Here is a 19066-nt window from a genome sequence, read left to right as displayed (position 1 = left end):
TGACGGTCAATCAGTTTTCGGCCCGGACACGGAAGCGGCTCCGGTAGTCCCCCGGCGTGATGGAGAGCCGGTCCCGGAACACCCGGTGCAGGGTCTCGACGGAGCCGAAGCCGCAGGCCCGGGCGACCCCGGGCAGCGGGTGGTCGGTGCGCTCCATCAGCCGGCGCGCCGCCTCCAGCCGCAGCTCCTCGACGTACGCCCCGGGCGTCGTACCGGTCTCCGTACGGAACACCCGGGCGAAGTGCCGCTCGCTCATGGCGAGCCGGCCGGCGAGGGCGGGCACCGACAGGTCGGCGTCCAGGTGCTCGCCGATCCAGCGGCGCAGGTCCCGCAGGTCCACCCTGCCGCCCGCGCGGTGGGCCAGCGGCACGCTGAACTGGCTCTGGCCGCCCGGGCGTTGCAGGTACATCACCATGATCCTGGCGATCTCCAGCGCGAGGTCGTCGCCGTGGTCCTCGGCGACCAGCGCCAGGGTGAGGTCCATCGAGGTGCTCAGGCCGGCGCTGGTCCACATCCGCCCGGAGCGGATGAACACCGGATCGGCGTCCACCTCGACGGCCGGGTGGTCGGCGGCCAGCCGCTCGGCGGTCGCCCAGTGGGTGGTCGCGCGGTGCCCGTCCAGCAGCCCGGCCGCCGCCGTCACGTGCGCGCCCGCGCAGACCGAGGCGACCCGTCCGGCCCGTGGCCCGGCCTCCCGCAGCCAGGCCACCACGGCCTGGTCCACCCGGGGCACCGGCCCGTCCGGCCCCAGGTCCACCCGGCCCGGCACCAGCACCGTGTCCGCGCGGACCCGCGCCTGCGCCAACGTCCCGGTCACGTGCAGCGGCACCCCCGAGAAGGTCTCCACCGGCCCGCTCCGCTCGGCGCACACCCGCACCTCGTACCCCGGCCGCCCGGGCGGCAGCAGCCGGCCGGCCAGCGCGAAGATCTCGGCGGGCCCGGCCACGTCCAGCGCGTTCACCCCGGGGAACACCGGGACCACGACCAGATGCGGCAGGCGGAGTGCGTCGTCCATGCCCCCACCCTCGCCCGGAGGCGGCTCTGGCGGCAATGACAGGACTCTGCAACATCCGGCCATCGGCCCGGGTCCTCTCGTCATCCGAAAGAGAGGACCTACGCCCCCGGCCGTACCGCCCCCGCGACCAGCGCCCGATTGACCCTCCTCCGCCTCCCGGCGGCAGGATGGCCCGCATGTGGGGCAAGTGGATCGACTGCCGGGTACGGCCCGGAGCACACGAGGCGTTCGCCGCCGGCCAGCGCCGCTGGTCGGCGATCTCCGACCAGCCGGGCCTGGTCGGCCAGACCGGCGGCTGGGCACCGGACGGCGACCGCGCCCTCCTCCTCGCCCTGTGGGCCGACGAGCCCGCCTACACCCGCTTCCTGCGCGAACGCCACGACCGGGCCGCCGCCGACGCCGCCCAGCACTCCGCCTACAGCGCGATCGAGGTCGCCACCGGACCGGTCGTCCTCACCATGCCGGGCGGCTCCCCGTCCCTCCCCGACGCCCTCACCCGCGCCACCGTCCTGCGGGCCGCCGACTGCCGCCTCCTCCCGGGGCGCGCCGACCACTTCCTCGACGTCCAACGCCGCCTCTGGGCCCCGGGCATGGCCGCCGCCGACGGCATGCTCGGCGGCGCCGTCACCCGCCTCGCGCCCGACCGCTACCTCGTCACCACCCTCTGGACCACCCCCGCCGCCCACCACGCCTACACCACCGACCACCTCCCTGCCCTGCTCTCCCGCGCCGCCGTCCCCACGGACGTCCACACCCTCACCGGGCACCTGCTCCCGCTCGAACCGTCCTGGCTGGTCCTCCCCGTCCGGTCGCCGTAGCGGGGCCTGTCAGGGGCCGGCCCTACACTCCGGGCCATGTCACTGCCGCACTCCGTAGGCTCCGTCGACGACCAGCTGTCGGTCCTCGACTCCCTCCTCGCCGCCCCGTTCCCCGAGCGCGCGGACACGAGGACCGAGCACGGCTGGGGCGGCGACGGGGAACCAGCTCGCCGTGCTCCGGGCGAGCCGCGACTTCTGGGACGACCCGGGCCCCGAGACCGTCACCGAGGCCGAGGACGAACTCGAAGCCGACCTCACCGCCCTGACCGCCGTCCTGACCGACCGCTGGGGCGCCCCGGACACGATCGACCTCTGGTCCCACCTCGGGTACGACCAGCCGGACTTCGCCGACACCGACGGGCCCGAGCCGCTGGTCTCCCTGGCCTCCCTCGTCTTCCACCTGCCGGTGTGGCGGGTGCCGTCCACCGGGCGCTGGGTGGGCCTGATCATCGGGCAGGCCGACCGGGAGTTCCCGCTCGAACTCCTGGTCGCGATCGGCGAGGAGTCCTGCCTGCCGCGGTGAGACCCCTCGCGCCGTCGCCGCCGCACCGGGCGCCGATCGCGCGGGGCCGCGCCGCGCCGTCACCCCGGCGCCCCCGGCCGGTGGGCGTCGCAGTACCAGCCGCCCGGATACAGCCGGGCTCCCGGCGCTCCGCACGGGATCCGCCCCGCCGAGCAGATCTCCCTCCGCACCGGCGGGATCACCCGATCGGAGGTGAGCGGCTCGCCCACCGGGTCGTACGGGTCCCCGGGCAGCAGCAGCCGATGCGGCGGGCGGTGCGGAGCACGGCGCCGCTCCGGCACCCGCGGGTGGTCGGCCCCGCGCTGACGCGGGATCACCGGCCGGTCCGTCCGGTCCGCCAGCACCCCGCCGTTGGCGAGGAAGCGGCGCCGGTCCGCCTCGGGCGCCCAGAAGCGCAGCGGGCCACCGTTCCGGGTCCGTTGGGTGATCGGCACATACACGCCGCCGGCGACCCGGCGCACGAAGTCGTCGATCCGCGGGACCAGCACCGCCCACGTCGGGTGCCACCGCCCGCAGCGGCCGCCGCCGCCGCGCACCTGGCAGGGCCGCGGGCTGACGCGGTCGCACTTCAGCAGTTGGAGGGTCCGCACCCCGCCGCGCAGCAGCAGGTCGCGGTCCTCGCGGATGGCCCGGGCCGGCAGGTTGTCGGTGCGCACCCAGTGGACCTGGTCGATGAGCGGCGCGTTCGGGTCGACGGTGTGCCAGACCGCGGTGATGCCGTCCTCCCGCGCCAGCCGGTTCCGACGCCGGACGGACTGCGCGCTGACGTACGAGAGTTGGGGCTCGAACCCGAACCGGCGGCCGTCCGCGCCGGTGACCAGGACGGCGGGCCGCCGCCCGTCGGCCGTCCCGGCCCCGATCTCGACGGCGTGCCCGTCGCTCTCGGCGGCCCGGGCGTAGCGCTCCTGGTAGGCCTTGCGCTGCTCGTCCTGGGCAGCGGTGTGGGCCCGGCGGTGCGGGTTGTGGTGGGAGGCGATGCGCCGACCGCGCCGGAACGACAGGTACATCCACTCCGGCTGGTCGGGGCGGGCGTCCCGGCAGATGGGGCAGAGCAGCCCGCGCTGGGCCACCGGCCGCCGGTCGGCGCGCAGCCGGTGCCACAGGCCGGGCTGTTCGGGGACGCCGAGGTCGTCTCGGTCGAGGTCGAGGAGGCGGTCGAGGTCGGTGTTGAAGACCAGGTTGCGCGTAGGGAGTTCACCGTCGTACTCGTTCATGGCGTCTCATCTCTGCCATCAACCACGAGAGGGAACTTCCAGTCTGCACCGGGGCACCGACACCCGGGCCCGCTACCGTGCTGCCGGACGGAGCCGAGGGTGCACGGAGGGCGCAATGACGGACAGGGGTTTGCGGGAGCGGAACCAGCGGGAGCGCGGGTTCGAGGTGCGGGCGATCGGGTGGGTGGAGTCGCCCTTGCTGGAGCGGGCGGGGGCGCCGAGGCAGGGGGACGAGGGCGCGCCGGAGGCGTGGGTGGCCTTCGAGGCCGAGGTGGAGCGGGGGCTGCGGGACCTGGTGGCCGGGCAGGAGGTGCTGCTGCTGACCTGGCTGCACCGGGCGGACCGGGAGGTCTTGGCGGTGCATCCGCGCGGGGACCGCTCCCGGCCGGAGACCGGGGTGTTCGCGACCCGCTCGCCGGACCGGCCGAACCCGATCGGGCTGCACCGGGTCACCGTCCTGGCCGTGGACGGCCCGCGGCTGCGGGTCAGCGGACTGGAGGCGATCGACGGCACCCCGGTGCTGGACGTGAAGCCGGTGCTGCCCGGGCTCGCCGAGCGGTAGCGGGGGTCGGCGGGGGCGGCGGGGGGCGCCGTCGCCGGCCCGGGCCAGCGCATGACGGTGGCAGCGCGCCGTCAGCGGCCCACCGTGGCGACGAGGCGGGCCAGGGCGGCCCGGGCGGGTGGGCCCCAGGTGGGCTTTCCGCCGGGGCGGCCGTGGTCGCCGGCGTGGCCGATGCGCAGGCAGGAGAGGGCGCGCAGCACCGCCCAGCCGCGGGCTCGGCGCAGGGTGGCGGGGTCCGGGGCGGGCCGGTAGGCCGCGTGGAAGCGGTCGGCGGCGCCGTCCGGCAGCAGGATCCAGGCGGCGGCGAGGTCACCGGCCGGGTCGCCGGCGAAGAGGTCGCCGAAGTCGATCACACCGCAGAAGGTGCCGTCGGCGGTGAGCACGTTGGCCGGGTGCAGGTCGCCGTGGAGCCACAGGTCCGGGCCCGTCCACTCCGGCGCGGTGACGGCGTCCTCCCAGACCGCGCGGACGGCCTCCGGGTCGGGGAGCAGCCCCAGTTCGATGGCCGAGGCGAGCTGCCTCGCGAAGCCCTCGGCGTGGTCGGCCAGCGGTCCGCCGCGGCCGCGACCGGCGGGCGCACCGTCGGGGGCGGGGCGGTGAAGGGCGGTCAGGAAGGCGGCCAGGGTGTCGGCGGCCCGCGCGGCGCGGGTGGCGGGCGCGCGGTCGGCGGGCTCGCCCGGCACCCAGGTGGTGACGATCCACGGCCGCGGGAACCGCTCGGAGGGCTCGCCGAGGCGCTGCGGGACGGGGACGGGCAGCGGCAGGTGCGGGGCGAGGGCGGGCAGCCAGGCGTGTTCCTTGCGCAGCAGCTCGTCCGCCGACGTCGTCGCCCAGGGCAGGCGGACGGCGAGGTCGTCGCCGAGCCGCCACAGCTGGTTGTCCCAACCGCGCGCGCCGAGCGTCACGGGGCGGTCGGCCAGGTCGGGGTGCTGGTCGCGCAGCAGCGCGCGGACCAGCTCAGCGGTGATGTCGGTCCCGGTGTCGGTCATGCCGGGCAACGGTAGTCGGGCGGCGGGGGCGGTGCCACGGGAACGGGAAAGGGCGCGCCGGGCCCCGGAGTTCGACGGGTGCCGTGCGCCGGCTGCGGAGCGACGGACGCATCCCCGGACGAGGGCGAGGACGTGCGGCGATCAGCCCGGCCGTTCCGGCGCCCCGTCCGCACCGGCCGCCGTCAGGGCCGGCGGGCGCGACACCTCCAGCCAGACCAGCTTCCCGCCGGCCTCGGGCCGGGAGCCCCAGGCGGCGGAGAGCCGGTCCACCACCCGCAGTCCGTGCCCGCCCGGGCGGCCCGTACCGGCGGACGGGCGCAGGCACGGCGGGACGGGGCTGGCGTCCGCGACCTCCACCCGCAGCCGGGCACCGTCCCAGTGGAGCCGCAGCTCGCTCGGGCCGCCGGGAGCGTACAGACAGGCGTTGGCGACCAGCTCGGCGACCATCAGCAGGACGTCCTCGGCGGCGGCCCGCCGGTCCTCGTCGACGGCCGGCAGCCACTGCCAGGACACCAGCGCCCGTCGGCTGAACTCGCGGCTGCGCCGCACCGTGCCGGGGCCGCCTTCCAGCGCCAGTCGCCTGACCTGCTCCCGGCCTGGCGGCCCACCGTTCCCGGGGCGGTCCACGGCCTGCCTCCTCACCTCGGTTCGGCCCGGCCGGTGCGCTGGTGGCCGGGGTGGAGCCGTGGCACGCGGTCGGCCCCGATTCTCGCGAGCAGCCGTGGCTGGGCCGTCCGAGCGCCCGGTCGCGCCTCCGGCCGGGCGCCCGGCCGGGCGTCCGGCTCGTGGTCCGGCGGGGACGGCGCGGGGCCGTCACCGGGTGCACGGTGCCAGGCGGGCCTCACCACTGGTGCGAGCGGGAGCACCGTCCGTCGGCCGTCCATGCCCCGCGCCTGCCCGTTCCCCGCCGGTGCACACGCGCCGTCCGTTCCGTACCACCCCCGGACCGCGCCCGGACGTTAGAGCCCGCCGCAACGGGGCAGCCGCCCCGGTGACGGGGCGGAACGGACGGTGCCCGCAGGCCGCTCGCCCGTCCGCACCACCCCGGTCCCAGCCGAGCCGCTCGAACACCTGGAGGACGAGGACGGGCCCGTGAGATTCCTCGACCGCAGCGCCGCCGGCCACCAGCTGGCCCTCAGGCTCGCCCCGCTGCTGGGCGGGCGAGCCGGCGCCGAGCTGGTGGTCCTCGGCCTGGCCCCCGGCGGGCTGCCGGTGGCGGCCGAGGTCGCCGAGTCGCTGGGCGCCCCGCTCGACGCCACGGTGGTCCGGCCGCTGGCCGTGCCCGGCCACGACCGCCCGGTCGGCGCGATCGCCGACGGCGGCCCGCCGCTGCTCGACCGGTACGCCCTGGAGAGCCTCGGGGTCACCTCGGCCGAGCTGGACGCGAGCGTCAGACGGGAGCGGGTCGAGGTCCACCGCCGCGAGGCGCTCTACCGCCCGGGCCGGGCCCGGCTCCCGCTGTGCGGGCGCATCGCCGTCCTGGTCTCCGACGGGCTGACCGACGCGCTCACCGCCCGGGCGGCCCTGCACGCCCTGGCCGCCGACCACCCGGAGCGGCTGATCCTCGCGGCGCCGGTCGGCGACGCCCGGATCGCGGCCGACCTGCGCCGGGACGTGGACGCGGTGGTCTGCCTCCACCTGCCCCGCTACGCGCACGCCGCCGGGCCCTGGTACGGCGAGTTCCACGAGGTCACCGACCGCGAGGCGGCCGTCCTGCTGCAGCGGCGCACCCCGGCGGACGGCCCGGACTGACGATCGGACGACCCCGGCCAGAAAACCCGTTTGCCCGGCGAGGCGTGCACGGACCATCCTCCTGCCATGAACCATCCCCAGCACGTCATCGCCCTGGACGGGGCCACCCTGCGCCGCTTCGACGGCGAGGCGGATCTGCCCGAGTTCTTCGCCGTCATCGAGGAGTCGCTGGAGCACCTGCGGCCCTGGATGCCCTGGGTGGGCGAGCACAGCCGCGCCAAGACCGCCGAGTTCCTCGCCGGCCGCGCGGAACTCTGGGCGAACGGGCGGGACTTCACGTACGCGATCGTGCTCGACGGCGCGATCGTCGGTGCCTGCGGGCTGTTCCGGCGCGAGGACACTCCGGACGAGGTCCGCGAGATCGGCTACTGGCTGCACCCTGCCGCCACCGGGCGCGGGCTGGCCACCCGGACGGCGCGGGCCCTGGCCGACGAGGCCTTCCGCCTCCCCGGGGTGGAGGCCGTCGAGATCGTCCACGACCCGGCCAACCGGGCCAGCGGCGCCGTCCCGGCCCGCCTCGGCTTCACCGAGCACCTGCGCCGCCCCGCGGAGGCGCTCGCCCCGGCGGAGACCGGCGAGGAACTGGTCTGGCGGTTGCCCAAGGAACGGGCCTCGGCTCAATAACCCCGTGGCCCCCAGCCGATCCGGTGACCCCGGCGGTCCGCAGCCAGGGGGGGAGCGTGCGGACCGCCAGGTGCGCCGGCCGGACGGGACGGTCCGGCGGCGCGTCGGGAGCGGACGCGGTCGGAGACCTCTGGCTCCGCGCGGAGCGCCCCATCTAGCACTCCGCGTTCCCGCCGTGGACCTCACCCACGGCATCGCGCGTTCACTCCCGTGCCCAGGAGACCCTCCCCGCTCTCGCCGATAACACTTTCTTCCGATCGTGCTCCGAGCCAGGCCAGTTGATGATTCATCACACCATCTGAGGCGCGCTATGGCGGAGCAGGAAGTCGGGCTAGGATCACGGCATGGTCACCGCCCGGTCGCCGTTGCGTACACGACGCGCCCGCCCCCGAGGGGTGGCGGCGCGGCTGTTCTGGCTGGGCGCCCTGCTGATGGCCGTGTTCGCGTCCCATGGGTTCAGCGCGGAGACCGGCGCCGGGCACACCGATCCGATCCGGATCGTCTGGTCCGCCCACGCCACGGCGGCGGGCGACAGCCCCCAGGCTCCGAACTCCCCGAAGGCTCCGCAGCCCACGCGGCCCGCCCACCAGCAGGAGCACGGCGAGGACGCCGACCACCCCGGCGGCGAGTGCCTGTCCGGGAAGCCCGAGGACGGCCCCGACGCCGAGGCCGCCTGGTCGGCCGTCGCCGCCCAGCCCACCCTCGGGGACGCCGCACCGGCGCCCGACCCGACGGGCCCGACGGCCGGAGGCACCGGAGACGCCGGAGCCGGGAACACCGCTCCCGGAACACTCGAACCCCCGCACCGGATCGCCCGGCTGAGGGTCTAGACCGGCCCCGGGCCGCGCCCCGCCCCCGCCCGCCTCGCGGCGCGCGGGCCGGCGCCCGTCACCCGCGTCCGCCCCCTCCGCCCCCGCGATCCGCTGCCGCCCCCGCGCGGCCGCGCGGAGTCCCGTCATGCCCATCAGGCTCCTGGCCGCGCTGCTGCTCGGCCTGTTCTCCCTGCTGCCCGTCGGCTGCCCGCAGCAGCACCTCGACCCCCATCCGCTCCGCTCCCCCACGGCGGCCACCGCCCCGGCCGAGCCGGGCGACTTCTCCGCCGACTCCCTGGAGCGGCACTGCGCGACCGGGGAGGCCGCCGCGCCCGCGCAGCGGTACGTCCGGTCGACGGCCCTGCCCGCTCCGTCCCCGGCCACCGCCCCCGGCGGGGACCGGGCGGAGCCTGCCGCGCTCCGCCCGACGGCCGCCGCCGGGCGCGCCGCCCGTACGTCCGGGCCGAGAGGCCCGTTGCTGGTCACCGGTCGGTGGCGGATATAGCGGCTCGGTGTCCGTCCGAGCTGCCGTACCTTCCGCCAACTTCCCGACAGGAGACGAGACATGACGTCCCTCACCCATCGCACGGACGACCACGCGGCCCTCAGCGGCCTGGTCGGCAACACCCCGGTCCTGCGGATCGGCGAGCCGCTCGCCCCGGCGGGCCGCGGTTTCTGGGCCAAGCTGGAGGGCTTCAACCCCGGTGGCATCAAGGACCGCCCGGCCCTGCACATGGTCCAACGGGCCCGGGCCCGGGGCGAGTTGCGCCCGGGCGGCCGGATCGTGGAGTCCACCAGCGGCACGCTGGGACTGGGGCTCGCGCTGGCCGGCATGGTGTACCGGCACCCGGTCACGCTGGTCACCGACCCGGGGCTGGAGCCGACCATGACCAGGCTGCTCACCGCGTACGGCGCCGAGGTGGAGGCGGTCGCCAGTGCGCACCCGCGCGGCGGCTGGCAGCAGGCCCGGCGCGACCGGGTGGCCGAACTGCTGGCCCGCCACCCGGGATCGTGGTGCCCCGACCAGTACAACAACCCCGACAACACCACCGCCTACACCCCGCTGGCGCTGGAGCTCGCCGCCCAACTGGGCCACCTGGACGTGCTGGTGTGCAGCGTCGGCACCGGCGGGCACTCGGCCGGCACCTCGCGCGTCCTGCGCCAGCTCTACCCGGGGCTGCGGGTGGTCGGGGTGGACACCGTCGGCTCCACGATCTTCGGGCAGCCCGCCCGGACCCGGCTGATGCGCGGCCTGGGCTCCAGCATCTACCCGCGCAACGTCGCCTACCAGGCCTTCGACGAGGTCCACTGGGTCGCCCCGGCCGAGGCCGTCTGGACCTGCCGCCGACTGGCCGCCTCGCACTACGCCACCGGCGGCTGGAGCGTCGGCGCGGTCGCCCTGGTGGCCGGCTGGCTGGCCCGCACCCGGCCCGCCGGCACCCGGATCGCCGCGATCTTCCCGGACGGGCCGCAGCGCTACCTCGGCACCGTCTACGACGACGAGTACGGCGCCGCGCACGACCTGCTGGACCACCCGCCGGCGGACGGCCCGGACGAGCTCGCCCGGCCGGACGAGCGGGAGGTCACCCGCTGGACCCGGTGCGCCGAGGTGGTCGACCCGCTGACCCTCCCGGGCGCCCCCGGCGGTGCCGCGTGAGGGGGCTGACCGCCCAGTTCCGGGGCCACGAGCGCAGCGTCCGGCTACTGATGGTCAACCAGTTCACCATCAATCTGGGCTTCTACATGCTGATGCCCTACCTGGCCGCGCACCTGTCCGGCGGCCTGGGCCTGGCCGGCTGGACGGTCGGGCTGGTGCTCGGGGTGCGCAACTTCACCCAGCAGGGCATGTTCCTGGTCGGCGGCACGCTGGCCGACCGGTTCGGCTACAAGCCGCTGATCGTGGCGGGCTGCCTGCTGCGCACCGCCGGCTTCGCCGCGCTCGGCCTCTCCTCCTCGCTGCCCGCCCTGGTGGCGGCCTCGGCGGCCACCGGCCTGGCCGGGGCGCTGTTCAACCCGGCCGTGCGGGCGTACCTGGCGAGGGACGCGGGCGAGGAGCGGCGGGTGGCCGCGTTCGCCCTGTTCAACGTCTTCTACCAGGCGGGCGTCCTGCTCGGCCCGCTGGTGGGCATGGCGCTGACGGCGGTGGACTTCCGCACCACCTGCCTGGTCGCGGCCGGGGTGTTCGCGGTGCTCAGCGCGGTGCAGATCCGGTCGCTGCCGGCCCGCCGGGGCTCCGGGCCGGACGAGGGGCACGAGCGCACGGGTGTCCTCGCGCAGTGGCGCGGGGTGCTGGCCAATCGGCCGTTCCTGCTCTTCGCGGGCGCGATGACCGGCTCGTACGTGCTGTCCTTCCAGGTGTACCTGGCGCTGCCGCTGGAGGTCCGCCGGCTGGGCGGCGGCGGCACCGGCGGGACGGTGGCGACGGCGCTGCTGTTCGTGGTGTCCGGACTGGGCACGATCCTGCTCCAGACCAGGGTGACGGCCTGGTGCCGGGCCCGGATCGCACCGGGCACCGCCCTGGTCGCGGGGGTGGCCGTGATGGGCGCGGCCTTCCTGCCGCTGCTCGCCGCCTCGGCCCTGCCCGTCCCGGGGGCGGGCCCCGGGCGCTGGGCGCTGGCCGCCGGGCCGCCGGCGCTGGCCGCGTTCCTGCTGGCCCTGGGCACGGTGCTGGCGTACCCGTTCGAGATGGACACCGTGGTCCGGCTCTCCGGGGGCCGCCTGGTCGCCACCCACTACGGGCTCTACAACACCGTCTGCGGGGTCGGCATCACCCTGGGGAACCTGCTGACCGGCGCGGCCCTGGACGCCGCCCGCGCGGCCGGGCTCGCCGCGCTCCCCTGGCTGGCGCTGTGCGCCCTCGGGGCGGCGTGCGCGCTCTCGCTGCGCGCCCTCCACCGCGGCCGCCGGCTCGCCGGGTCCGAACCGGTGCCCGCCGTGTAGGAGCGGCACGGCAGCCGCCGAACGGCGGACCCGCGGGCTCACTCCTGAGCCTGCGGGTCCGCCGACACCCCATCAGAAAGCTTGTACCGAACGGACCGTTTCCTCATACTTCCGGTCAGCGCCGGTCAGGAGCTGATCATCCGCCGTGCTTCCGGAGAGCACCGGCCGGGGTCCGCCCATCGCCTGACCGCGCTTCACGGCCCCAACCCTCAGGGCCGTCGCCCCCCTCTGGAGGAGATCGGTGAGGACCATGCGCCCCACGCCCCGCACCGGCACCACACCCGGCACCACCCGCCGTACCGGCCGTACGCGCCGCTTCCGCCTGCTCGCCGCCGCCCTGGGCCTGCTGACCGCCACCGCGGTCGCCGCGCCGGGCGCCGCAGCCACTCCCATCCCCACCGCCCCCACCGTCCCCACGGCCCCCACCGCCCGACCGGAGCAGCTCCTGGCGGTCAGCGAGGCCATCCTGGGCGCCGAGGTCAACGGCACCGCCTGGTACGTCGACGAGGCCGCCGGACACGTCGTGGTGACCGCCGACAGCACCGTCTCCCCGGTCTCGCTCGCCAAGCTGATGAGTTCCGCCGGCGCCGACGCGTCCACCATCACCGTCCACCGCGTCCCCGGCGCGTTCACCCCGCTGCTCGCCGGCGGCGACGCCATCTACGGCGGCCAGTACCGCTGCTCGCTCGGCTTCAACGTGGTCAGCGGCAGCACCTACTACTTCCTCACCGCCGGGCACTGCGGCAACGTCGCCGCCAACTGGTACACCGACGTCAACCACGCCAACCTGATCGGCCCGACCATCGGCTCGACCTTCCCCGGCCACGACTACGCGCTGGTCCGCTACGACAACGGCGCGCTCAGCCACCCGGGCGGCTTCACCTCCGCCCCGGACGCCGTCGTCGGCGAGGCGGTGCAGCGCACCGGCTCGACCACCGGCACCCACGGCGGCACCGTCACCGGGCTCAACGCCACCGTGCGCTACACCGACGGCAGCACCGTCCGCGGCCTGATCCAGACCAACGTCTGCGCCGAGCAGGGCGACTCGGGCGGCCCGCTGTACGACGGCGCCAAGGCGCTCGGCCTCACCTCGGGCGGCAGCGGCGACTGCACCTCGGGCGGGACGACCTTCTACCAGCCCGTCAACGCGGCGCTCTCCGCGTACCAGGTCAGCGTGTACTGACACCGGCCGCTCCCTGCGAGCCGTGGGGGGGGCGCGCCCCCGGGGCCCGCCCCCCCCCCCCGCCGGCGGGGGGGGGGGGGCCGGCCCCGGCCCCGCCCCCCCCCGACCCCCCCCCCCCCCCCCCCCCCCCCCCCCCCGGGGGGGGGGGCCCCGCCCGCCCGGGGCCCCCCCCCCCACGGCCGTGTCAGGAGGGGTGGGCCGTCAGCCGGCGTACACGTCCTCGACGTACCGCCCGGCCTCGATCAGCCCCTGCAGCCAGGCCTGCGCCCCCTGCTCGTCCGCGCCCGGGACGCGCTCCCGGTACAGCGTCCGGAAGGCCTCCCGGACGCCCGGCGCCATCCGGGCGCCGTCGCCGCACACGTACACCTCGGCACCGGCTTCGAGCAGCTCCCAGACCTCGGCAGCCTCGGCGGCGATCCGGTCCTGCACGTAGCGCCGCCCGTCCCGCGGCCGCTCGCTGAAGGCGGGCCGCAGCGAGACCGCGCCGGCCTGCTCGGCCGCCTCCAGCTCACCGCGGTGCAGGTAGTCCGCGTCCGGGTCGTCGCAGCCGAAGTACAGCAGCGCCGGGGCGAGCCCGGCCCCCTCGGCGAGCAGCGCCCGGCGGTCGGCGACGGCGCCCCGGAAGGGCGCCAGGCCGGTGCCGGCCGCGATCATGACCACCGGGGTGCGGTGGCCGATCCGGAACGCCTCCCGGCAGGGCTGGACCCGGGCCAGCACGCTGTCGCCGACGGCCACCCGGTCGAGGTAGCCGGAGCCGGTGCCCCGGAAGGTGCCCCGGCCCGAGCGGGCCGGCCCGCTGAGCACCGAGACCATCAGCTCCGCCCGGCCCGGGTCGCCGGCGGGCGAGGAGGAGATCGAGTAGTGCCGCGGCCGGATCGGCGGCAGCAGCTCCAGCAGCACCGGCCAGCCGAGCCGCCCCTGGAGGGCCGGGTGGTCCTCGACCAGGTCCAGCAGGGTGCGCGGGTCGTCCTCGGACAGCGCCCGCAGCGCGGCCTGCTCGGGCGGGCAGGGGTTGAGCGCGGCCAGGGCGGCGCGCTGCTCGACGCTCGGCCGGTCCTGCAACTCGACGTGGCGGGTGAGCAGTTCGCGCACCGTCAGCGGGCGGTCGACGGCCAGTCCGGTGCGCCGGTGCGCCACGATGCCCAGCACCGTGTCGAGGTCGGCGCCGAACAGCTTGGCGGCGCGCTCGACCAGCGCCGGGTCGTTGGCCGGGAGCACGGTGAGGTGGTCGGCGGTCCGGTAGCCGGTGCCCTCCGGCAGGGCCAGCCGGACCAGCCGCTTGACCCGGTGGTACGCGGGGTCGGTCAGGCTGCCGACGGCGGTGACGGTCAGCTCCGCCATGCCGTGCCGGGCGGCCAGCGCGGCCAGCGGGCCGCCGGTCACCTCGGTCACCGAGTAGGCGGCCGCCGGCCGCGCCTCGGCGGGGGCGTCGGCGTCCCCGTAGCGCGCCAGCAGGGTCTCGCGCAGCTCGGCGGTGAACTGCCGTACGGTGCCGGCCAGGTCGCCGGAGGCGTCGGCCTCGGCGCGGGCCAGCAGCCGGGTGCCGCCGAGCGCGGCGAGCCGGTCGTCGATCAGCCCCGGGACGCGCTGGTAGGTCGCGGCGTAGGTGCGGTCGCCGATGCCGAGCACCGCGTACTCGACGCCGTCGGCCATCCCGCGCTCCTGCCCCTCCCCGCTCTCCTGGAGGCGCCGGACGAACCGGGCCGCGTCGTCGGTCGGCTGCCCGTTGTACGAGGCGGCGGTGATCACCACCGGCCGGTCGGTGGGCAGCCCGTCCGCGTACGCGTCCAGCGGGGCGGTCTCCGTCTCGCAGCCGAGGTCGGCGGCGGCCTCCGCGAGCTGCCGGCTGAACTCCCGGCAGGCACCGTAGTTGGAGCCGTGCAGAAGCAGCAGCCCGGTCCCCTGGCGGACCCGCCCGGCCGTCCCGGGCCGCTCGGCAGTGCCGGTGGCAGCAGCGGTGGAGCCGGAGGCGGTCGCGGCCCGGCCGGGCGTGCGCCGGGCGAGGCCGAGGGTGAAGTCGTCGGGCTTGATGGTGAGCGTCTGCTTGATGGTCAGCCGGTAGTCGGTGTGGTCGATCAGCCGGTAGCGGTGGACCAGCATGCCGAGCAGCATGACGGCCTCGTGCAGCGCGAACTGCCTCCCGATGCAAGCGCGTTCGCCGGTGCCGAAGGGCTTGAAGGCGTGCGGGGAACGGGCCTCCTCGCACTCGGGGTCGAACCGGGACGGGTCGAACAGCTCCGGGTTGTCGCCCCATGCCGGGTCCCGGTGCAGCATCGGCGTGGAGACGAAGACGGTCTCCCCGGCGCGCAGCGGGATGCGGCCGCCGAGCAGGGTGTCCTCGCGGGCCTCCCGGCTGAACGCGGGCGCCGTCGGCCACAGCCGCAGCGCCTCGTTGAGCACCTGGCGGGTGTGGCGCAGCCGTCCGACGTCCTCGTAGGAGGGCTCCGGGTCGGCCTGGTCGCCCCAGAGCCCGTCCACCTCCCGCTGTACCTGGCGCAGCACCGTCGGGTGCTTGACCAGGTAGTACATCGCGAAGGAGAGCGCGCCCGAGGTGGTCTCGTGGCCGGCGATCAGGAAGGTGATCACCTGGTTGCGGATGTTCTCGGCGTCCAGCCGGGTCCCGTCCGAGGGGCGGACCGCGCCGAGCATCAGGCCCAGCAGGTCCTCGGCCGGGGCCTGCTCGCCCTCCGCAACAGCTCCCTCCCCGGCGGTTCCCTCCGCGGAGCGGGCGGCGATCACCTCGTCCACCACGGCGGCCAGGTAGTCGGCGTCGGCCCGGAAGGCGGTGTCCCGCTCGCGGTGGTCGGCCTCCGGGTCTCGGGTGAGCCTGTTCATCGCCCAGCCCAGGCAGCGCACCATCGCCTCGACGAAGGGGTGCGGCTCGTCCCGCTCGAAGGAGCCGAAGTCGAAGCCGAAGCCGGCCAGTCCGATGGTGTCCAGGGTCATCCGGGTCATGTCGCCGGGCACGTCCACCGGCAGTCCGGCGGCCTCCCGGCGGTCCCAGGAGTCGACCAGCCGGCGGGCCACCCGCAGCATCACCGGGTGGTAGGTGCGCATCGAGCCGAGCGCGAAGGCCGGCATCAGGATGTCGTGCGCCCGGGCCCAGTTGGGCTCGTCGTTGTAGGCGGTGAACAGGCCGTCGCCGGTGAACTGGCGGACGTTCTCCAGGCCCGGGCCGATCGACTTGGTGAACCGGGTCTCGTCGGCGAGCTCCTCGACCAGCTCCAGCCCGCTGACGATCAGGCTGTCCCGGCCGTGCAGCCGCTGGACGAAGGCCGGGCCGTGCTCTCTGGCCAGTTCCATGGTGCGCAGCATCGGGGCGGCGATCGGCGGCGCCGACGAGATGTCCACCAGGGGGACGGCCCGACCGCTCCCGGCCCCGTCCGCCCGCTCGCCGCCGTCCGTCCACCCGTCCTCGGCCGTCCACTGGCCCTCGGTCGTGCTCTCCACGGTCTCGGTCATCGCTGTGGCCCCTCCCACGGCAGGAAACTTCGGTCTTCCACCACTGTGCGCCCACCGGGCGGAACGTCGGCCCCCGATCACTACATGATTGTGTAGTACCAGGGGCTCCGACGGGCTTGCCCACGAACCGTCAGCCCTGGCCCCGGAGAGGAGAAGCACCGATGCGACCGACCGAGGACTGCGCCCCCCTGCCGGGTGGCCGCCTGGACCCGGCGGTGATCTGGCGCAACCGGGCACTGCGGCTGATGGACCACGTGCCGATGCCCATCGCGGTGTGCGAGTTCGGCGGGCAGATCCTGATCGTCAACCGCGCGATGGCAGCCGAATTCGGCTGCTTGCCGGGCCAGTTGCGCCACCGTAGGATTCTGGAGTTCTTCACCCTGCGGGACACCGGCACGCTGGAGGCGCTCACCGAGGCCGTCCGGCTGCACCGCCGATCGCAGTACCCGGCCCGGGTCTCCTGGACGCCCGCCGGCGGCACCGAGCGGCACGGCGAGATGACCGTCGACCTGGTCAGCGACACCCCGGAGCAGACCCCGAACCTCCTGCTGTCGCTGCAGGCGGCGGAGCCCGCCGCCGAGGCCCCGCCGCCCGGCCCCCGGGCCGAGGCCAGCCCGGTCGAGGCCCGCATCCTCGCCGCCGCGGCCCGGGGCGACACCACCGCGCAGATCGCCCGGGCCCTCGGCATCACCCCGGACGGCGTCAACTACCACCTGGCCCGGCTCTCCCGCCGCTGGCGCGTCCCCAACCGCACCGCCCTGGTCGCCCGCGCCTACACCACCGGCGTCCTGGCCCCGGACACCTGGCCGCCCCAGCCCGCCGACCAGAACTGATGGTTCGTCAGGCCCCGGCGTCAGTCCGCGGTACGCCGCTCCGCCTCGATGAACGCCCTCGTGGTCGACGGGTCCGGGAGCGGGCGCCCGTACGTCTCCGCGAGCCGGGTCAGGGCGGTGGTCTCCACCGTCCAGCCGTGCCCGGCCAGCCAGTCGCCGGTGCCCGGGCCGAGCCCGCCGCGCCACAGCCCGGTGAGGTGGGTGAGCGCCGGGTCCTGCGGTGTGCGGCTCACGTCCCCGCCCTGCTCCAGCAGGAGGCGGCTGCCCGGGGCCGCCAGCCCGGCCACCGCCGTGAGCAGCCCGGCCGCCTCGTCCGGGGCGAGGTAGACCAGCAGGCCTTCGGCGAGCCAGACCGAGCGCCGGGCCGGGTCGAAGCCGGCGGCGACCAGCCGCTCGGGCCACCGCGGGTCGACCAGGTCGACGGGCAGGGCGGTGCGCCGGGCCTTCGGCACGGCGCCGAGGCCGTCCAGGACCTGCTGCTTGAAGTCCAGCACCGGGCCGAGGTCGAGCTCGAACACCCGGGTGCCGGACGGCCAGTCCAGCCGGTAGGCGCGGGTGTCCAGGCCCGCCGCCAGCACCACCACCTGGTCGGCGCCGGCGGCCGGCAGCCGGTCGTCGTAGAAGCGGGTGCGCAGGATGCCGTGGGCGACGAGGGCCTTGGCGAGGCTGCTGACCGGGCCGGAGAGGGCGGGTTCGAGGCCGGCGGCGTCCACGAAGGCGAGGGCGTACGGGTCGACGAAGAGCGGGTCGGGTCGGGAGCTCTCGTAGGCCCGCACCCGGGCGACGGACAGGGCGGTGCGGGAGACCGGGCTGAGCGGTTCGGAGGTCGTCATGCCCGGCAATCTACATCGGCACCGATGCATCAGTGAAGATGTATTGGTGGAGATATATCGGTGAAGATGTATTCTTGCGGGCATGGACGGCGTGCAACTCCTCAGACTCGGCAAGCGGCTGACGGAACTCGGCCGCGCGATGATCACCGACCCGGCCGCCGAGCACCTCAGCGCCGGGGAGATCGCCGTGGTCTCCGACGTGTACCGCCACCCCGCCACCTCCGTCCAGGAGATCCGGGTCCGCACCGGCTTCGCCCAGAGCCACGTCTCGGTCTCCGTCGCCCGGCTGCGCGAACGCGGCCTGCTCGACGCCGCCGCCGACCCCGCCGACGGGCGCCGCACCCTGCTGACCGTCTCCGAGTCGGCCCGGCACGCCATCCGCGCCCACGTCGCCCGGCCCGCCGAGCCCGTCATCGCCAAGGCCGTCCCGGACCCGGAGAAGGCACGCAGGGTCACCGAACTGCTGGACGAACTCGCCGGCCTGCTGCTGCCCTGACCCACCACCGGGCACACCACCAGCCCCACGCCCCGGCCGAGTTCCACAAGTCGGTCACAAGCTCGCCAGGCCACTCCCCCGCCACCGCCGGCCCCTGCCATCATCCCGACTGAACCCGGGAGGCGCCCGGGCGAGGCCGAGGGAGTGCGATGGACGCGCGGATCAGGGTCGCCGGCGGCGACGGGCTGCGGGAGACGGCGGAGCTCCGGGACCGGCTGCACCGGGAGCGCGAGCTGGCGGGGCCGGCGCTGAGCGACGACGATGAGTGAGCCGCCGACCGACCGCGTTCCGACTCCGCCGACCGACCAGGCGGCCACCCCGCCACCCCGCCGCCCCCGGCACCACAGCCGGCGGTCCGTCACCCCGGCCGCCCGGATCGTGGCCCAGGCCCTGCTGGTCGTCATCGGCCTGTCCACCGTCGCCCTCGGCTTCTCCTGGTTCGTCGACACCTACGACGAGGCGCTCGCCTACCGCGGCGCCCCGGTCTGCGGCGCCCCCGCCACCGCACCCGGCGCGGACTGCACGAGGCAGGAGACCGGCCGGGTGACGGCCAAGAAGACCGACTCGAACGGAGACTCCACCACCTACGGCCTGACCGTCTCCCGCGAGACGGTGCCCACCGCCACGTACAGCGTCACCGAGGGCCTCTACGACAGCCTGGAGAACGGCGTCAACGTGGACCTGACCCTCTGGCGGGGCCGCGTGGTCGAGCTCTCCCACCAGGGCCACCGCTCCACCGTCCAGAGCACCCCCTGGCTCACCGCCCTCAAGCTCGCCCTCCTGGTCGGCACGGGAACCGTCCTCGCCGTCTACGGCCTCCTCCTGCGCCGCCTCGTCAGCTGGGCGCTCCCGCTCGCCGTCCTCCCCTTCCTGGTCCTCTTCACCGTCCTCGGCAGCATCATCCTCATCACCGCCCAGTGGCCCTTCGCCCTCACCCTCGCCCTCCCCCTCATCGGCTGGCTGGTCCTGACCGCCATCACCGCCACGATGTCCTGGGACTACTAGCTCGG

Annotated in this window: 19 protein-coding genes; 13 read left to right on the top strand and 6 right to left on the bottom strand. The window is 76.0% G+C overall.

The genetic code is table 11. From position 1 onward, the window contains the following. Window positions 1–10 precede the first annotated feature (10 nt). Complete coding sequence (locus ACFY4B_RS23725) at window positions 11–1015, bottom strand: GlxA family transcriptional regulator (protein WP_387970752.1); 1005 nt, start codon at window positions 1013–1015, stop codon at window positions 11–13. 176 nt (window positions 1016–1191) lie between these two features. On the opposite strand from ACFY4B_RS23725, the gene ACFY4B_RS23720 reads away from it, so the two are divergent. Next, the gene (locus ACFY4B_RS23720; RefSeq protein ID WP_387970749.1) at window positions 1192–1833 is read left to right on the top strand and encodes a DUF4937 domain-containing protein; all 642 of its coding nucleotides are present in this window, start codon (window positions 1192–1194) and stop codon (window positions 1831–1833) included. A 172-nt stretch (window positions 1834–2005) separates the two neighbouring features. After that, window positions 2006–2356, top strand: a complete 351-nt coding sequence (locus ACFY4B_RS23715; RefSeq protein ID WP_387970746.1) for a hypothetical protein — start codon at window positions 2006–2008, stop codon at window positions 2354–2356. A gap of 59 nt (window positions 2357–2415) precedes the next feature. On the opposite strand, the gene ACFY4B_RS23710 is transcribed toward ACFY4B_RS23715, so the two are convergent. Beyond that, a complete protein-coding gene (locus ACFY4B_RS23710; RefSeq protein ID WP_387970743.1) occupies window positions 2416–3570 on the bottom strand; it encodes a hypothetical protein in 1155 nt (384 codons plus the stop codon). 115 nt (window positions 3571–3685) lie between these two features. On the opposite strand from ACFY4B_RS23710, the gene tsaA reads away from it, so the two are divergent. Beyond that, window positions 3686–4132 (top strand): tRNA (N6-threonylcarbamoyladenosine(37)-N6)-methyltransferase TrmO, encoded by a 447-nt coding sequence (gene tsaA / locus ACFY4B_RS23705; RefSeq protein ID WP_387970740.1) that lies wholly within the window; start codon window positions 3686–3688, stop codon window positions 4130–4132. 71 nt (window positions 4133–4203) lie between these two features. Here tsaA and ACFY4B_RS23700 read toward each other — a convergent pair whose 3' ends face one another. Further along, window positions 4204–5121 (bottom strand): aminoglycoside phosphotransferase family protein, encoded by a 918-nt coding sequence (locus ACFY4B_RS23700; RefSeq protein WP_387970737.1) that lies wholly within the window; start codon window positions 5119–5121, stop codon window positions 4204–4206. Between the two features lie 141 nt (window positions 5122–5262). Beyond that, window positions 5263–5748, bottom strand: a complete 486-nt coding sequence (locus tag ACFY4B_RS23695; protein ID WP_387970734.1) for an ATP-binding protein — start codon at window positions 5746–5748, stop codon at window positions 5263–5265. Window positions 5749–6213: 465 nt separating this feature from the next. Between ACFY4B_RS23695 and ACFY4B_RS23690 the strand changes: the two genes are divergently transcribed. The 7 genes from ACFY4B_RS23690 to ACFY4B_RS23660 all read left to right on the top strand — a co-directional run bounded on the left by ACFY4B_RS23690 (window position 6214) and on the right by ACFY4B_RS23660 (window position 12432). Beyond that, on the top strand, window positions 6214–6873 hold the full coding sequence (locus tag ACFY4B_RS23690; RefSeq protein ID WP_387970731.1) for a phosphoribosyltransferase: 660 nt from the start codon (window positions 6214–6216) through the stop codon (window positions 6871–6873). Window positions 6874–6939: 66 nt separating this feature from the next. Continuing rightward, entirely contained in the window at window positions 6940–7497 is a 558-nt protein-coding gene (locus tag ACFY4B_RS23685) for a GNAT family N-acetyltransferase (RefSeq protein WP_387970728.1), read from the top strand. 344 nt (window positions 7498–7841) lie between these two features. Further along, window positions 7842–8327 (top strand): hypothetical protein, encoded by a 486-nt coding sequence (locus ACFY4B_RS23680; RefSeq protein WP_387970725.1) that lies wholly within the window; start codon window positions 7842–7844, stop codon window positions 8325–8327. Window positions 8328–8454: 127 nt separating this feature from the next. Next, window positions 8455–8814: a hypothetical protein gene (locus tag ACFY4B_RS23675; protein ID WP_387970722.1), complete on the top strand. Its 360-nt coding sequence runs from the start codon at window positions 8455–8457 to the stop codon at window positions 8812–8814. Window positions 8815–8874: 60 nt separating this feature from the next. Next, the gene (locus tag ACFY4B_RS23670; RefSeq protein WP_049651746.1) at window positions 8875–9966 is read left to right on the top strand and encodes a PLP-dependent cysteine synthase family protein; all 1092 of its coding nucleotides are present in this window, start codon (window positions 8875–8877) and stop codon (window positions 9964–9966) included. Between the two features lie 50 nt (window positions 9967–10016). Further along, window positions 10017–11249: an MFS transporter gene (locus ACFY4B_RS23665; RefSeq protein ID WP_387970791.1), complete on the top strand. Its 1233-nt coding sequence runs from the start codon at window positions 10017–10019 to the stop codon at window positions 11247–11249. A gap of 250 nt (window positions 11250–11499) precedes the next feature. Then, window positions 11500–12432: a S1 family peptidase gene (locus ACFY4B_RS23660; RefSeq protein WP_375875928.1), complete on the top strand. Its 933-nt coding sequence runs from the start codon at window positions 11500–11502 to the stop codon at window positions 12430–12432. A gap of 201 nt (window positions 12433–12633) precedes the next feature. Here the strand turns inward: ACFY4B_RS23660 and ACFY4B_RS23655 are convergent, their stop codons facing one another. Continuing rightward, window positions 12634–15894, bottom strand: a complete 3261-nt coding sequence (locus ACFY4B_RS23655) for a bifunctional cytochrome P450/NADPH--P450 reductase (RefSeq protein WP_387970718.1) — start codon at window positions 15892–15894, stop codon at window positions 12634–12636. Window positions 15895–16055: 161 nt separating this feature from the next. On the opposite strand from ACFY4B_RS23655, the gene ACFY4B_RS23650 reads away from it, so the two are divergent. After that, window positions 16056–16727: a helix-turn-helix transcriptional regulator gene (locus tag ACFY4B_RS23650; protein WP_387970715.1), complete on the top strand. Its 672-nt coding sequence runs from the start codon at window positions 16056–16058 to the stop codon at window positions 16725–16727. A gap of 20 nt (window positions 16728–16747) precedes the next feature. Here the strand turns inward: ACFY4B_RS23650 and ACFY4B_RS23645 are convergent, their stop codons facing one another. Beyond that, window positions 16748–17560, bottom strand: coding sequence for an SAM-dependent methyltransferase (locus ACFY4B_RS23645; protein WP_049651750.1), 813 nt, complete (start codon window positions 17558–17560; stop codon window positions 16748–16750). Window positions 17561–17642: 82 nt separating this feature from the next. On the opposite strand from ACFY4B_RS23645, the gene ACFY4B_RS23640 reads away from it, so the two are divergent. Both ACFY4B_RS23640 and ACFY4B_RS23635 read left to right on the top strand, forming a co-directional pair. Next, a complete protein-coding gene (locus ACFY4B_RS23640; RefSeq protein WP_117485742.1) occupies window positions 17643–18056 on the top strand; it encodes a MarR family winged helix-turn-helix transcriptional regulator in 414 nt (137 codons plus the stop codon). Window positions 18057–18317: 261 nt separating this feature from the next. After that, window positions 18318–19061: a hypothetical protein gene (locus ACFY4B_RS23635; protein ID WP_387970712.1), complete on the top strand. Its 744-nt coding sequence runs from the start codon at window positions 18318–18320 to the stop codon at window positions 19059–19061. The last annotated feature ends 5 nt before the right edge of the window (window positions 19062–19066 follow it).

Origin of the sequence: Kitasatospora sp. NPDC001261, from assembly GCF_042896795.1 — a bacterium.
Lineage (GTDB): Bacteria > Actinomycetota > Actinomycetes > Streptomycetales > Streptomycetaceae > Kitasatospora.
The sequence above is the reverse complement of the archived record's forward strand: the minus strand, read 5'-3'. Positions and strand labels throughout refer to the sequence as shown.